The organism is Lactobacillus sp. ESL0246, assembly GCF_003692965.1.
GTDB lineage: Bacteria > Bacillota > Bacilli > Lactobacillales > Lactobacillaceae > Lactobacillus.
In genome coordinates this window covers 62,297-77,273 of the sequence record NZ_REHC01000011.1, presented here as the reverse complement: position 1 = coordinate 77,273, position 14,977 = coordinate 62,297, and the positions used below count along the sequence as shown (strand labels likewise).

Here is a 14,977-nt window from a genome sequence, read left to right as displayed (position 1 = left end):
CTTAATTCTCCAGAACCAACCTGATAGTTTTTCCATAGATTATAGATATCAATTTTGTCTTGCTTAGATAATTTAGACATAATAAAAACCTCGAAATTAATTTGTCTTAATTTCGGGGTTCAGATCAATTTTGTACCTATTTTTATTTTGATAGTTATAACGTTGATCGTTCGATTAAACTAACTGGAATAATATCATGCTCTAACTTAGTATCTCCGCTTTTGATTGCTTTAATTAGATGTTGACTAGCTCGTGAGGCAATTTCTACGACATTTTGTCTAATGGTAGTAAGTTCGGGAAATGAATATTTGGCAATTGGAGCATCATCAAAGCCAACAATTTTTAAATCTCCCGGAATATTTAAGCGAAGGTCTCGTGCAGAAATTATGATATCAGCAGCTAAAGTATCGCTTGTAGCAAAAATGCCCAAAGGTAATTTTTGTTTTTGAACCAAATCTCGTAGAATAGTTCTAATTTCTAGCCTTCGCTCGTCTGAGCCTTGCTTATAAGCACTGTTAAGGTAGAAAATTAAATTATCAATTTTACTATTTAAATTAAGTAATTTAATAGTATCCTTAAAACCCCTTATTCGATGCTTAATAGATGAAGAGCTACCAACTATTGTAAATAGTAATGGTTGGGTATCAGCTTCAATTAGAGTTTGGGTAGCTATTTTTGCTCCAGTATAATGATCCGATCCCACATAAATTGTATCTTGATTTTTAGGTTCACGGTCAATACAAACAACGGGAATATCTCGACTAAGAATTTTAGTATTAAAAGGACTATCGCCAGAAATTACAATTAAGCCATCAATTTGTTTTGACTCTAACATTTGGAGGTAAGTCATTTCTTTTTTAGAATTACGTCCAGTATCACAAATAATAGTGGAATAATTATTAGAAAAAAAGTTGTTTTCTATTTTTTCAACTAATGAAGAAAAGAAAGTATTTGCTAAGTCTGGCACAATAATTCCAATTGTATTTGAGCGCTGCATTCGTAGACCTTTGGCAAAGCTATTAGTTTGATAATTATATTTTTTAATAGTTGCAAGTACGCGTTGCTTTGTCTCTTCAGAAAAGCGACCATTATTGTTAATGACGCGTGAGACAGTTGAAGCTGATACACCGCTTAATTTAGCGATTTCTTTTATAGAAACTTTATTACTCACGATTAATTTTGATTCTCCTAAATAATTAATTAATGTGAGCTATTAAAACCAACTATTAATTAATTTTTTATATCTCAGTAATATTATTTTTTATTTTATCAAACTTTTGGTTATCGTGCGTATCTTCTGCAGCTAGCTCGTCAATTCGTCTTTGGTGTCTACCACCCTCAAATTCTGCATCTAACCAAGATTTTACAATCATTTTTGCTAATTCCGATCCAACAACACGTGAACCAAAAGCTAAAATATTTGAATTATTGTGACGTCTTGATAATTCAGCTGAATATGGCTCACTAACACATGCCGCACGAATACCAGAAACTTTATTAGCAGCAATTGAAATACCAACTCCAGTTCCACAAATGACAATTCCTAAGTCATAATTACCAGCAGCTACTTCTTCACCAACTTTTTTACCATAAATTGGGTAATCAGTTCGTTTATTTGAATAAGTACCAAAATCATAAATTTCATAACCAAGTGACTTAACATATTCCATGATTACAGGTTTTAGTTCGTAGCCAACATGATCAGAACCAAATGCGATTTTTAAGTTTTTCATGATTATTCTCCTCGTAATTTTTTGATAATTTCAAGATAATTTTCTTGTTTTCCAAAAAGTGATGACGTTCCTAAAATAAAACCGTCTACACCAATAGTTGATAATTCTTTGATTTTTCCTGGTGAAATAGCTCCATCGACCATTAAAGTAAAATTTTTTTCTTGTTTTTGTTGAGCAAGATTTTTAATTTTAGGAATGACAAAATCTAAAAATTTTTGACCTGCAAATCCTGGATTAACAGTCATAACCATTACATAATCTGCAAGAGGTAATAGTTCTTTAATTGTTTCAATTGAAGTACCAGGATTAATTGCAATCCCAGGATGCTTACCTAAACTTTTTATTTTCAATAATGTGCTGGTAGAAATTGGATCTGCCTCTGGATGGATATATATGATATCAGCTCCAGCATTACTGAATAAGTTAATATATTGATTTGGATTTTTGACCATCAAGTGAGCATCCATAGGTAAAGAGGTTAAACTGCGAATTGCTTTGTAGTCTTCTAAACCTAAAGCAAAGTTGGGTACAAAATCGCCGTCCATAATATCCATATGGAAAATATCAACTCCAGCTTTAATTAAATTAGTGACCTCAGATTTAATGTTGGCTAGATTAGCACACATCATTGACGGACATAGTAATCGTTTCATATATCATTCTCCTTTGAACAATCGTTTTCTCAAATATGAATTTAACATTGAAGATTTTATTAGTCAACCTAATTATTAATTCTTTACATGTCAACATATTTTTGGATATTTATTTAAACGATAGTTGACAAAGTAAAAAACATATATAATATATTATCCAACAAGAGAAAACGTTTTCTCAAAAACATTAAAGTTATGTAGCAAAAAAAGTAACTTTATTTTTGAATTGATGATAATTTTTGCATATTTTTGAAAAATTATGCAAAAAAATATTGTAAAAATGAAAATATTTGATTATAATCGAAAATGTAAACGATAACAATTGAAAAATGAAAGGAAACTGTCACATGGAATTAAAACTAGCTACAAGATTAAATGCATATTTACCTCACTATAAGAATGATTTAGAAAAAGTTTTTGCACAATTAGAAAAAGTAGGTATCAATTATGTTGATATTAATTTTCCACAGCAAACAATTGGTGTTACTCCAGAACATATGAAAGAAATGCTTGATAAACATAATTTGCAACCAAATGGAATGGAAATGCGCTTTGAAACGCATTATCTAACTGGTGATTTGGGTAATCCAGATGAAAAGCTTTATCAAGATGCTATTAAAATGTGTAAGGAAGCTGCAGATTATTGTCATTCGATTGGTGGCACAATGATTAATATTTGGAGTGCTCATGATGGTTTTGATTATAGCTTTCAAATTGATTATGTTGAATATTGGAATAGGATTGTTAGAGCTTGTCAAGAAGTTGCGGATTATGCTCCTGATATTAAATGGAGTATCGAATATAAACCGTATGAACCGCGGGGTTATGCTTTTGTTGACAGTATGGGAATAGTAGAAATGATGCTTCATGACATTAACCGTAAAAACTTTGGAGTTTTATTAGACTATTGTCACATGTTGATGAAACATGAAAATCCAGCGATGGGTACTGCGCTTTTTTGCAGCCGTAAGCAACTTTTTGGAGTTCACTTAAATGATGGATATGGTGTACATGATGACGGCTTAATGGTTGGTACAGTGACACCTTTTAAGACGCTTGAATTTTTATATTATATGAAAAAATATAATTTTGATGGCATGATTTACTTTGATACAGAACCTGTAAGAGAAGCTCCTTCAGATGAAACAAAATCAAATATTGAAATGCTTAAATATTTATTGGCTTTACTTGATCAAATAGGGATGGATAAAATTCAGCAGGTTATTGATTCTAATGATGGAATAAAAGCAAGAAAGTTAATGCTAGAATTTTTAAAAAAATAGAATTCTAAATTTGTAAAATAGAAGGTGAAAATTATGGATTATAAAAAAACTGCTCAAGGAATACTTCAAACAGTAGGTGGTCCACAGAATATAGCAAATATGACACACTGTGCTACAAGGCTACGCTTGACTTTGAAAGATGATAACGTGGATGACGCTAAAGTTAAAGAAGTTGATGGTGTAATAAATGTTGCCCGGGGAGGCGGTCAATACCAGGTTTTAATTGGTCTCGATGTTCCTAAAGTATATGATGCTTTTGAAAGTTTAGTGAATGGTTCAGGAAATGTAACTGTTGAGACTAAACCAGAAATTCATGGTGTAAAAGATTGGATAAATAATTTGTTTACTGCCATTGCGGGAATATTTGCTCCGTTATTACCTGCATTGGCAGGTTCAGGAATTCTATATGGATTATTACTCTTGAGTAGTCAGTTAGGGTTAGTAAGCCAAAAAAGTGGTACTTTTGTGATTTTAACCGCTGCTTCTAAAGCAGTATTCTATTTCTTGCCAATTCTATTAGCTTTTTCTGCATCTAATCGTTTTAAAGTTAGTCCATATGTCGGTGCTTTAATTGCAGGTGCCTTGTTATTTCCTGATTTTATCCAGTTGATGGGTAATCATGGTAATGGTGCTATGTCATCATTTATGGGGATACCTGTGGTTTTAATGAATTATAATTCAACAGTTGTTCCAATTTTGATTTCCATTTGGGCATATTCTTACCTATACAAATGGCTAGAAAAGCATATTCCGGAAAATTTGCAATTAGTTGTTACACCTTTAATTTCCTTATTAATAATGGTTCCATTAACGGTAATTGTTATTGGCCCATTAGGAGTATATGGTGGCCAAATTGTAGGTGATGCTGTCAATTGGCTAATAAAAAATGCTCCAATTCTTTGTGGCATTGTAGTTGGTGGCGGCTGGAGTTTCTTGGTATCATTAGGAATTCACTGGGCCGTTAATCCAATTATGATTAATAATATTGCAACCAAAGGGTTTGACTATATTTGTCCATTAACATTTGCATGTAATTTTGGCGTTATTGGTACTGCTTTTGGTGTGTGGTTGAAAACAAATGATAAAGAATTAAAGAATTTTTCGTTAACGGGTGTTATTACTATTTGCCTATCCGCAATTATTGAACCAACATTATTTGGGTTATTAGTTAAAAATCGAAAGATTTGGTTGTCACAAATAATAGCTGGAGCAGTTGGAGGGGCTTATCTTGGATTAACTAAGGTATTTACTACTGCTTTTGTGTTTGGTAGTGTAACTACTTTTCCAGCATTTATTGCTAAAAATGGTGGAAACTTTATTAATGCAATGATTGGACTTGGAATTTCTGCTGTAGTTGGTGTTGTACTAGGATTCTTGGTTACAAGTAAAGATGAAAAATTGGCTTAACAAATTTTTGATAGTATAATTGAACGGAAGTGAAAAAGTTATTAAATATTAATACGGAGAGAATACTTGTTACCTGTTGAGAGACAAAACAAAATTTTAACAATTTTAAAAAATAGTAAAATGATCAAACTTGATGAATTACATCAACAAATTCCTGATGTTTCATTATCTACACTACGAAGAGACATTAAAGTGCTTGAAGATAAAGGAAAAATTGAATATCTTTTTGGTGGTGCTATCCGCTTGGTATCAAAAATTGGTGAAATATCTTTTATAAAAAAGGCAACTATGCATTTAAAAGAAAAAGAAAAAATTTGCGAATTGGCTTCAAAGATTATTCAAGACCAAGATACAATTTATGTTGATTCTGGCTCAACATGCACGCTTCTGTTAAAACAGATAGTTAATAGAAAAATCATTATTTATACTACTAATACACAGGTTTGTAGTATTTTAGGTGATATAGTTGCAAAGGTTATTTTAATTGGCGGTAATTATAATGGCTTTACTTCATCTTTGACTGGTTCTTTGACTGAAACTACTCTAAAAGATTTACATTTTGACAAAGCATTCTTTGGCATCAGTGGTGTAAATATCGGAACAGGCTATATGACACCATCAATTGAAGAATCTTCTAAAAAAAGAATAATTAGCCAAAGGTCAGTACAATCTTATATTCTATGCGATAGTAGTAAGTTTGGTGTAACGTCGACAGTTAGTGCTTTGCAATTAAAGGATGCAACTCTAATTTCTGATCAATTCAACAATGAAATTGCTGAAGGTACACAGATAATATTCCCTAATACCTTTAAGCCGTGAAGAAGGAGATTAATGTGTTTAAATTATTTTCGAAAAAAGTAAAATCTGAAATAGTTGCTCCGGTTTCTGGTAAGTTGGTTAAGATGAATGATGTAAACGATGATATATTTTCGCAAAAAATGATGGGTGATGGCTTTGCAATTATCCCTAGTGGTGTTACGTCTGAAATAGTTTCTCCAATTGATGCTGAAGTAATTATGATTCCAGAAACTAAGCATGCAATTGGGTTAAAGAGCAAACAAGGATTAGAAATTTTAATACATATTGGATTAGAGACGGTTAACCTTAATGGCAAGGGGTTTGAGTTACTTGTAAATCAAGGGGATAAAGTAATAAAGAAGCAACCATTGCTTAAAATCAAACCTCAATTTTTTATAGACAATGGTTACGATCCAACTACGATAGTTGTATTTACTAAAGGCTATGATAAGCAGGTTAATCCTATTGTTAAATATGATTCACAAGTTAGTGCAGGTGATATAGTAGTTAAGTAGTTTTGATAAAGTATATGTAAAAAGACCTAATTTTCATGAATTAAGTGAAAATTAGGCCTTTTTTTGATTTCAAAAATAACTTTATAATTTTTGTAATCTGGATTAGTTATCAGTTAATAAATTAAAAAGCAAAAGCAAGTAAAAAATTACTATTGCAAATCGTTTGAGATTTAACTTTTCTTTTGATGTTGAACATAAAGATAGACAGGCCAACCACTTAAAGTTAGCAAAATACCGATTAGGGCTAAGACTGGTTGGGTGAGCGTAGTACTAATAACAATAAACAGAGCACCACAGATTGCTAGAATTGGTGGCAATGGATACCAGGGCGTTTTATAAGGTCGTTTTAAGTCTGGTTGTCTTTGTCTTAAAATCAAAACACCGATGAACAATAAGATTGAAAAAATCCATGAAACATAAACTAACATATTCGTTAACGAATCAAAGGTTCCCGAAAAAATCATGATGGTTGCAATAGCACATTCAAAAAGCATGCTGTTGGTCGGAACCGATGTCTGTTTGTTAAGTTGACCAAAAAATTTTGAACCAGGTAATTTGCCTTCCTTACCTAAAATATATGGTAATCTTGAGCCCAATAAGAGGTGCCCGTTAATTGCTCCGAAGATTGAAACGAGAATTCCAGCACTAATAATGATGCTGCCGAAATTTCCAAATAATTTTTGAGAAGTCAGAAGTGCAGTTGCTTGATTACCGACAATTTGATTCCAAGGAACAATTTTAATAAAGCTCCAGTTAAGTAAAGTGTAAATAACAGTTACGCCAAATAATCCCCAAATGATAGCCTTGGCAAGAGTTTTCGCTGGATCTTTAATTTCACTAGCAAGATTGCCAATACTTAGCCAACCGTCGTAAGCAAATAATACCGCAAGCAAAGCCTGACCAAAGGCAGCCGCACCGCTGGCGGATGAGATTTGTGGTTTAGGAGCTAGAGCTAGTTGATTCTGACTATTAAAGATTGCCAGAACAATGATTGCAACAATTGGAATCAACTTAATTATTAAAGCAATCTTTTGTACTTGTCCACTTAACTTTGATCCTAACCAGTTAATTAGTAAAATTATAAGCATGACAATAAGTGCAATGCCTGTAATTGAAAAATTTTTAAAACTTGGAAATTCCTCTAGTTGTGTTGCAAACACAATGGAGAGAGCACCGATATTAGCGGGATAGTAAATGATAATTAATGACCAACCAAACAGGAAGCCAATCTGAGGACCGTATATTTTTTCAAGATACTTAACTGGTCCACCGTCTTCGGAGAAAATTCCTGCCAGTTCAGCAATACTAAGACCAGCCATTAAGGTAATAAAGCCAGCAAGTGGCCATACAAGAATACTTAGCCAAGCATTGTGTGTGAGTGTCGATATGTTAGCAATTTTAAAAAAAGCACCGCCACCAATCATGGTACCCATAACAGTGGCTAGGGCTGCAAAAAAGTTTAATTGTCTTTTCATTATTTTACCTTATTAAATTAAAATGATTAACCTAAATTATATGCCAAGCTTTATAAAATAAAAAGTAAGATATTCTTGAATTTAATAAGTTCTTGAAAATAACTACTAGTGATATTGAAAGCATTAGTTATTGTGTTATTATTTTGATAGATTGAAGAATTAATTTACATTACTTCTTAAATATTAAGGGAGCAAAATAAATAAGGTACAACAATTAGAAGTACTAAATCGTAATAAAATTAAACAGTTTAGTAGATTTTTTGAGTCAGAAAGGATAATTATTATGACAACTAAAATTGGAATTATTGGTGATGGTCATGTTGGTTGTACTATTGCACATGAATTAATTATTTCAGGCTTTGTTAATGACTTGGTAATGATAGATGTCAATCAGGAAAAGCTTGAAGCTGATGTGGTAGACTTTGAAGATGCAATGGCTAATTTGCCTAACCATGTTAACTTAATTATAAACGATTATACCGCTTTAAAAGATGCTCAAATTGTGATTAGTACTTTGGGAAAAATTTCTCTTGAAGCTAAAGGCGATCGATTCGAGGAATTGGAATATAATAAAAAGCAGTTACGTCCAATTACTAAATCAATCAAAAAGAGTGGATTTAATGGCATTTTGCTAGTAATTTCGAATCCTGTTGATGCCATTACAAATCTTTATCAGCAATTAACTGGCTTACCCAAAGAGCACGTTTTAGGAACTGGTACGTTATTGGATACTGCTAGAATGAAGAAAGTCGTTGCGAAGAAATTTAACGTTGATCCGCGATCAGTTTCTGGCTTTACATTAGGTGAACATGGTAATTCGCAATTTAATGCTTGGTCAACGGTTAAGGTTCTGGAAAAACCAATCAGTGAGTTGGCAAAAGCGGAGTCATGGAATCCCACTGATCTAGATGATGAGATTAAATCTGGTGGTTTTACCGTATTTAATGGCAAGCATTACACCAACTTTGGGGTTTCTGCTGCAGCTGTCAGAATTGTACGGGCAATTTTAGCTGATTCTCGAAGCGAATTACCGATTTCCAGCTATCAAGAAAAATATGGTACATACATGTCTTATCCGGTAATTGTGGGTCGGGATGGAGTTGTGGCAAAAGTCGAATTACGCTTAACTGCTGAAGAAGAAAAATTACTTGAGCAATCGGCTAAAACGATAAAAGAAAAGTCTCAAGCTTAGAGTAATAAGGAAAGCAAAATAGTAATTTGTGGATAATTACTGCATTTAATTATTATTACTTGAATTTATTAGCTGAAAATGGTATTGTATTAAACGTTAATCGATTAATCTATGACTTGCAATAAAGTCATGGCAAAGGAGTAATAAAAATGAAACAAGGCATTCATCCAGAGTACCAAGAAGTTGTCTTTATGGATTCAGCTACAGGAGCTAAGTTTGTAGCTGGTTCAACATTAAAGTCAAAGGAAACTGTAGATTACGAAGGTAAGACATACCCATTGATTCGGGTTGAAATTACATCTGATTCGCATCCTTTCTACACTGGCAAGCAAAAGTTTGCGCAGGCAGACGGTCGAATCGAAAAGTTCAACAAGAAGTATGGTATGAACGAAAAGTAGTATCTTTTATCTGGTGGAAGCAGTCCCATTGGGGCTGCTTTTTTATGTAAAGCTGAATTAGCTGTTATACTATATACAGCGTCTGCTTTACGCAAATTTCTTTTTAGCTAGGAGAAAAATCGATGAAAATGCAACTGGCAGAAATTGCCAAGGCAATTAATTCAACCTGTGAGGGCGACGATCAAACTATTATTACTTCCGTAGCCTTTGATTCAAGAAAAATCGTGCTAGGTGGTTTATTTGTTCCTTTACAGGGGGAACGCGATGGTCATGATTTTATCAATAGTGCGATTAACAATGGTGCAAGTGCTACACTATGGGAAAAAGGACATCCTGATAAGCCAACCAGTATCGCAGTTCTAGAGGTTGAGGACCCATTGGATAGTATGCAAAAACTGGCACAATATTACCTTAATAAAGTTAATCCCACGGTTGTTGGTATTACCGGATCAAATGGTAAGACAACGACAAAGGATATGACTGCTGCTGTTTTGGCTAAAAGATTTAATGTTCATAAAACTGCTGCCAATTTTAATAACGAAATTGGAGTTCCAATGACTATTTTAGAAATGAAACCTAATACAGAAATATTGGTATTAGAAATGGGAATGGATCATTCTGGGCAATTGCATCATTTAAGCGAATTAACTCATCCTGATGTAACTGTAATTACAATGATTGGTGAGGCACATATTGAATTTCTTGGTTCACGTGCAGCAATAGCAGATGCCAAAATGGAAATTACTGACTTCTTACGTGAAGATGGGGAATTAATTTATAATGGTGATGAACCTCTTTTATGTGATCGTGCTCAAAAAATTCATCAATCAATGGTTACCTTTGGTTTTGCCAAAACTGATAGTGTTTATGCAACGGAGTTTAGAAGTTATAAACATCATGCTAGCTTTATGATTAATGATTCTGACTGTAAGTTCACAATCCCAATGATTGGCAAGCATAATGTTTCTAATGCACTATCAGCGTTATGTGTTGGAAAACATTTTGGTGAAAAAGATGAAGAAATTGCAGCAGCTTTAGCCAGTTTTACTCCAACTGCTAATCGAATGGAGTGGGAAAAAGGTGATGTCGGAGAAGATATCATGAGTGATGTGTATAACTCAAATCCGACAGCTGTTCGGGCTGTACTAGCTAGTTTTGGTCAAATTCAAATTACACCAGGAAGTCGTCGAATTGCCGTTTTAGGGGACATGCTTGAATTAGGAGAACGTTCGGCGGATTTACATGCCCAACTTGTTGATTGCCTTGACCCACAAGTGATTAACGAAGTGTATCTGTTTGGCTCAGAAATGAAGTACTTAGCTGATGCATTAAAAGATAGATATGGGTTAGAATATTTACATTATTACCCACAGGATCAAATGCAGCATATGATTGCTGATTTGAAAAATGATATTAAGCCGCATGACATTGTTGTTCTTAAAGGATCACATGGTATGCACCTTGAAAAGGTAGTGGAGCGGCTTAGATAAGGAGAATTTAGTGAAATTTTCGGAATTAGGATTAAATGATGAGCTTTTAAAGGCTATTAAACGTTCGGGCTTTGAGGAAGCAACCCCCATTCAAGAACAAACAATTCCACTTGCTTTAGCAGGTAAGGACGTAATTGGTCAGGCTCAGACAGGTACTGGGAAAACAGCCGCTTTTGCTTTGCCAATTTTGCAAAATTTAGATAATCACGATAAAGTGATTCAGGCATTAATTATTGAACCAACGCGTGAATTAGCGATTCAAACTCAAGAAGAGTTGTTTCGGTTAGGTCGAGATGAACGTGCACGTGTTCAGGTGGTATATGGTGGAGCGGATATTGGTCGCCAAATTCGTTCACTTAAGAATCATGTGCCTGCAATTTTAGTGGGTACACCTGGGCGTTTACTTGATCATTTAAAGCGGAAAACCATTAATTTAGAGACTGTCAACACAATCGTATTGGATGAAGCTGACGAAATGCTTGATATGGGTTTTATTCAGGATATTGAAAGCATTTTGAGCTATGTAAAGAATCGCAAGCAAACATTACTTTTCAGTGCGACAATGCCAAAACCAATTTTGAATATTAGCGAAAAATTTATGAACAATCCTGAAATTGTTCAAGTTAAGGCCAAGGAGTTAACTGCTGATTTAATTGACCAATATTTTGTACGCTCAAAGGATTCAGAAAAGTTTGACATTATGTGCCGGTTAATTGATGTTGAAAGTCCGGATTTAGCCGTAATTTTTGTTAGGACTAAGCGCAGAGTTGATGAAGTTACGCGTGGCTTGCAGGCTCGTGGGTATAATGCCGCCGGTATTCATGGTGATTTATCTCAGGCGCGCAGAATTAGTGTTCTAAAAAGATTTCGGGCTGGTAAATTGGATATCTTAGTTGCAACTGATGTTGCTGCACGTGGTTTGGATATTTCAGGAGTAACCCATGTTTATAACTATGATATTCCACAGGACCCAGACTCATATGTTCACCGTATTGGTCGTACTGGTCGTGCCGGACAAAACGGAAGTTCAATTACTTTTGTAACGCCAAATGAAATTGGTTATATGCGGACAATTGAGCAATTAACTAAGAAAAAAATGACGCCATTGCGTCCACCTTCAGATGATCAAGCTCTTCGTGGTCAATTAAAAATTGCAAAATCTAAAATTGAAGATTTATTGAAAGAAGATCTAACCAAATATACTGAGGATGCAAGTGAATTATTAGATAATTATTCGGCGATTGACTTAGTTTCAGCGTTTTTAAAGAACTTATCAAAAGATTCTTCTAACGTTGAAGTCAAAATTAGTTCAGAAAAGCCTTTGCCGTATAAGGGTGGTAATGGAGGCTATCGCGGTGGAAATAGAAACCGTGGTCGTGGCAATTATCATAGTGGTGATCGTAATCATCGACGCGGCAATTACCGTGGTGGGGATCATTCCCGAGGGAATCACCCACATCGTTCTAGCAGTGGACATAATTTTATAATTAAGAGCAAGAAAAATTAACTTTGCTATATTGAATGAAAAAGACGAGTCATTGACTCGTCTTTTTATTATTTCTTAAATTTAAGTATAACTATTAATTAATACCAACTTGGTTTATCACCATCAGTATTGGGTTTATTAACACCTAAAGATTCATTTACGTGCTTAGATGGATTAAGTACAAGATCAGTTATTAAGCTAGCAATACTCTTGCGGGACACTTCGGTTCCTTTGAAGGACTCATTTTTTTGTGTTAGTTCATAATCAATTTCGTCCTTGTCTTGTAGCCAAGCTGGTCGGATTATAGTATAGTTAAGGCCGCTATTCTCAATTACTTTGGCTGCTGCGGCATAGGTGGGTAAGTAACTTTCACCAAGCATTTGATTATTCCATTCACCGAACTTTCCAGGTACTTCGTTGTAAATACCTAATGTTGAAATCCAAATCAAACGTTTAATATGCTGCTTTTTCATAGCTTTAACGGTGGATTTCGCCTGCTGTTCGATGTTATTACCAGCTAAATTGGCATAAATAATATCTTGGTCAGTCATTGCTTGTGTTAGTTTAGTAGTGTCTGTTACATCGCCTTGAATAATTGTACCCCAGTCTTTACGTGCGGAAGGAAATTTGTCTATGTGTCGTAAATAGTATGTTACTTTCACTTCTTGATGTTTATGCAATAACTCTTCAGCCAGTTGAGCAATTTGCCCACTTGCTCCTAAAATTAATAAATTTATCATTTTAATACCTCTAATCTGATACTATCTTAAATATAGTTCTATGAGAGGTATTTAACAAACAAAAGTGCTTTATTAATAAAGAAAACGATACAAAAAACTAACTTTTTTGCTAAAAATGAATTGAAGCAATGGACAAGCGGATTTTTTTATTATAAGTTGAACATATGAGATAAATATTGTGGGGTAACTAAATGATTGTTGGGGTAGGCATCGATGCCATAGAAGTTGATCGCGTTGCGAAAATTGTTGCTAAGGGTGATAATTTTGCTAAAAAGGTATTAACGTCAAAAGAATTTGAGCAATATCAAAAAATGAAAGGTAAACGAAAAGTTGAATATTTAGGTGGTCGATTTTCAATCAAAGAGTCCTTTTCAAAAGCAATGGGCACGGGTTTAGGAAAGAAAATCAGTTTACAAGATGTTGAAACTTTATGGGATGAAGTAGGGCAGCCAGTAACAACGTCACCTAAATTTACTGGTAAGATATGGCCAAGTATTACACATAATAATCATGACATAGTCACATTAGTTGTATTGGAGAAATAAACATGATTCCAGGAATACATCGCCCAGCTGCTGTTTGTATTGATTTGGCAGCTATAAGGCAAAATATTAAAGAAGAAATAAAACATTTAGAACCGGGGCAAAAATTGTTCGCAGTTGTTAAAGCTAATGCATATGGGCATGGTGCTGTCAGAGTTGCTCAAGAAGCAGTAAAAGTTGGAGTAAGTGGCTTTTGCGTTGCGCTTTTGGATGAAGCACTAGAGCTTCGCAGAGCGGGTATTGTGCAGCCAATTTTAGTATTAGGGGTAACGCCAGCCCAATTTTCTCCGATTGCGTCTGCTAACAATATCTCGCTTGCAGTGCCTAGTTTGGCATGGTTAAAAGATGCTGAAAAATTTTTACTAGAAGAGAAGGTAGATTTAGTTCTTAAAATTCATTTGGCGATTGATTCTGGTATGGGTCGAATTGGTTTTAGTGAGGATGAAGAATTCACTGCGGCTAATGATTTTTTGTTAAATAATGCAAATTTCTTTGTTGAGGGCATGTTTACTCATTTTGCTTCAGCTGATAGCAGTGATGACACCTATTTTGTGGCTCAAGTCAAACGGTTCAATCATCTGAAAAAATTACTTAAATTAAAACCTAAGTGGATTCATGTTGACAATACAGCAGCAAGTATCTTTGATAAGGGAATTCATAGTGATTTGGTTCGTTTTGGAATTGGAATTTACGGCTTGAATCCTTCATCTAATCCTACCAGTCCCGATTTGCCAGTAAAAATCAAGTTAAAGCCTGCTCTTTCTTTTGAAAGTGAATTGGTACAGGTACATACCATTCATGCAAATCAAGGAGTAGGATATGGTTCAACCTATGTTGCAGATAGTGACCAATTGATAGGTACGGTACCAGTAGGATATGCTGATGGCTTTATTCGAAAATTTCAAGGCTTTAAAATTAAAGTGGGGGATGAATATTGTCCAATTGTTGGGCGAGTCTGCATGGATCAATTAATGGTGCGCTTGCCTCATGAAATGCCAGTGGGTACAAAGGTGGTTCTCATTTCAAATAATCCTAAAGCTCCCAACAATATTAAGGCAGCAGCAGATTATGTTAACTCGATTCATTATGAAGTGGCCTGTTTATTAGGTGATCGCTTGCCGCGTAAATACTATAATGGCCAATAATTTTGGCTAAAACATTGTGATAATAAAAGGTCTATCCTGAAAGTTAGATAACTTTTATGACTATTTTTTTGCTAAAATTATATATAAATAAAAAACGTTGAGAAAATATATCTCAACGTT

Annotated in this window: 15 protein-coding genes; 10 read left to right on the top strand and 5 right to left on the bottom strand. The window is 34.2% G+C overall.

Features of this window, described 5'->3' with window-relative positions:
• Positions 1-154: 154 nt before the first annotated feature.
• The 3 genes from F5ESL0246_RS06665 to rpe all read right to left on the bottom strand — a co-directional run bounded on the left by F5ESL0246_RS06665 (position 155) and on the right by rpe (position 2,386).
• A complete protein-coding gene (locus F5ESL0246_RS06665; protein ID WP_122018907.1) occupies positions 155-1,171 on the bottom strand; it encodes a LacI family DNA-binding transcriptional regulator in 1,017 nt (338 codons plus the stop codon).
• 67 nt (positions 1,172-1,238) lie between these two features.
• Complete coding sequence (gene rpiB / locus F5ESL0246_RS06660) at positions 1,239-1,733, bottom strand: ribose 5-phosphate isomerase B (RefSeq protein ID WP_122018905.1); 495 nt, start codon at positions 1,731-1,733, stop codon at positions 1,239-1,241.
• A gap of 2 nt (positions 1,734-1,735) precedes the next feature.
• Positions 1,736-2,386, bottom strand: coding sequence for a ribulose-phosphate 3-epimerase (gene rpe / locus F5ESL0246_RS06655; protein ID WP_122018903.1), 651 nt, complete (start codon positions 2,384-2,386; stop codon positions 1,736-1,738).
• Between the two features lie 347 nt (positions 2,387-2,733).
• On the opposite strand from rpe, the gene F5ESL0246_RS06650 reads away from it, so the two are divergent.
• The 4 genes from F5ESL0246_RS06650 (at position 2,734) to F5ESL0246_RS06635 (ending at position 6,389) form a co-directional block, all read left to right on the top strand.
• Positions 2,734-3,669, top strand: a complete 936-nt coding sequence (locus F5ESL0246_RS06650) for a sugar phosphate isomerase/epimerase (RefSeq protein WP_122018901.1) — start codon at positions 2,734-2,736, stop codon at positions 3,667-3,669.
• 33 nt (positions 3,670-3,702) lie between these two features.
• Positions 3,703-5,076, top strand: a complete 1,374-nt coding sequence (locus F5ESL0246_RS06645) for a PTS transporter subunit EIIC (protein ID WP_199688584.1) — start codon at positions 3,703-3,705, stop codon at positions 5,074-5,076.
• A gap of 66 nt (positions 5,077-5,142) precedes the next feature.
• The gene (locus F5ESL0246_RS06640; protein ID WP_122018899.1) at positions 5,143-5,895 is read left to right on the top strand and encodes a DeoR/GlpR family DNA-binding transcription regulator; all 753 of its coding nucleotides are present in this window, start codon (positions 5,143-5,145) and stop codon (positions 5,893-5,895) included.
• Positions 5,896-5,909: 14 nt separating this feature from the next.
• Positions 5,910-6,389: a PTS glucose transporter subunit IIA gene (locus F5ESL0246_RS06635; RefSeq protein WP_122018897.1), complete on the top strand. Its 480-nt coding sequence runs from the start codon at positions 5,910-5,912 to the stop codon at positions 6,387-6,389.
• A 170-nt stretch (positions 6,390-6,559) separates the two neighbouring features.
• On the opposite strand, the gene F5ESL0246_RS06630 is transcribed toward F5ESL0246_RS06635, so the two are convergent.
• On the bottom strand, positions 6,560-7,864 hold the full coding sequence (locus tag F5ESL0246_RS06630) for an APC family permease (protein ID WP_122018895.1): 1,305 nt from the start codon (positions 7,862-7,864) through the stop codon (positions 6,560-6,562).
• Between the two features lie 283 nt (positions 7,865-8,147).
• On the opposite strand from F5ESL0246_RS06630, the gene F5ESL0246_RS06625 reads away from it, so the two are divergent.
• The 4 genes from F5ESL0246_RS06625 to F5ESL0246_RS06610 all read left to right on the top strand — a co-directional run bounded on the left by F5ESL0246_RS06625 (position 8,148) and on the right by F5ESL0246_RS06610 (position 12,451).
• Positions 8,148-9,056, top strand: a complete 909-nt coding sequence (locus tag F5ESL0246_RS06625) for an L-lactate dehydrogenase (RefSeq protein ID WP_122018893.1) — start codon at positions 8,148-8,150, stop codon at positions 9,054-9,056.
• A 149-nt stretch (positions 9,057-9,205) separates the two neighbouring features.
• Positions 9,206-9,454 carry a type B 50S ribosomal protein L31 gene (locus tag F5ESL0246_RS06620; RefSeq protein WP_122018891.1) on the top strand — a complete coding sequence of 83 codons (249 nt, stop codon included), beginning with the start codon at positions 9,206-9,208 and terminating at the stop codon, positions 9,452-9,454.
• Positions 9,455-9,576: 122 nt separating this feature from the next.
• Entirely contained in the window at positions 9,577-10,944 is a 1,368-nt protein-coding gene (gene murF, locus F5ESL0246_RS06615; RefSeq protein WP_122018890.1) for a UDP-N-acetylmuramoyl-tripeptide--D-alanyl-D-alanine ligase, read from the top strand.
• Between the two features lie 10 nt (positions 10,945-10,954).
• Positions 10,955-12,451 carry a DEAD/DEAH box helicase gene (locus tag F5ESL0246_RS06610; protein ID WP_122018888.1) on the top strand — a complete coding sequence of 499 codons (1,497 nt, stop codon included), beginning with the start codon at positions 10,955-10,957 and terminating at the stop codon, positions 12,449-12,451.
• A 77-nt stretch (positions 12,452-12,528) separates the two neighbouring features.
• Here the strand turns inward: F5ESL0246_RS06610 and F5ESL0246_RS06605 are convergent, their stop codons facing one another.
• Positions 12,529-13,170, bottom strand: a complete 642-nt coding sequence (locus F5ESL0246_RS06605) for an SDR family oxidoreductase (protein WP_122018887.1) — start codon at positions 13,168-13,170, stop codon at positions 12,529-12,531.
• A 191-nt stretch (positions 13,171-13,361) separates the two neighbouring features.
• Here F5ESL0246_RS06605 and acpS point away from each other — a divergent pair, with 191 nt between their 5' ends.
• Positions 13,362-13,715 (top strand): holo-ACP synthase, encoded by a 354-nt coding sequence (gene acpS / locus F5ESL0246_RS06600; RefSeq protein WP_122018885.1) that lies wholly within the window; start codon positions 13,362-13,364, stop codon positions 13,713-13,715.
• Positions 13,716-13,717: 2 nt separating this feature from the next.
• Positions 13,718-14,857, top strand: coding sequence for an alanine racemase (gene alr, locus F5ESL0246_RS06595; protein ID WP_122018883.1), 1,140 nt, complete (start codon positions 13,718-13,720; stop codon positions 14,855-14,857).
• Positions 14,858-14,977: the final 120 nt, after the last annotated feature.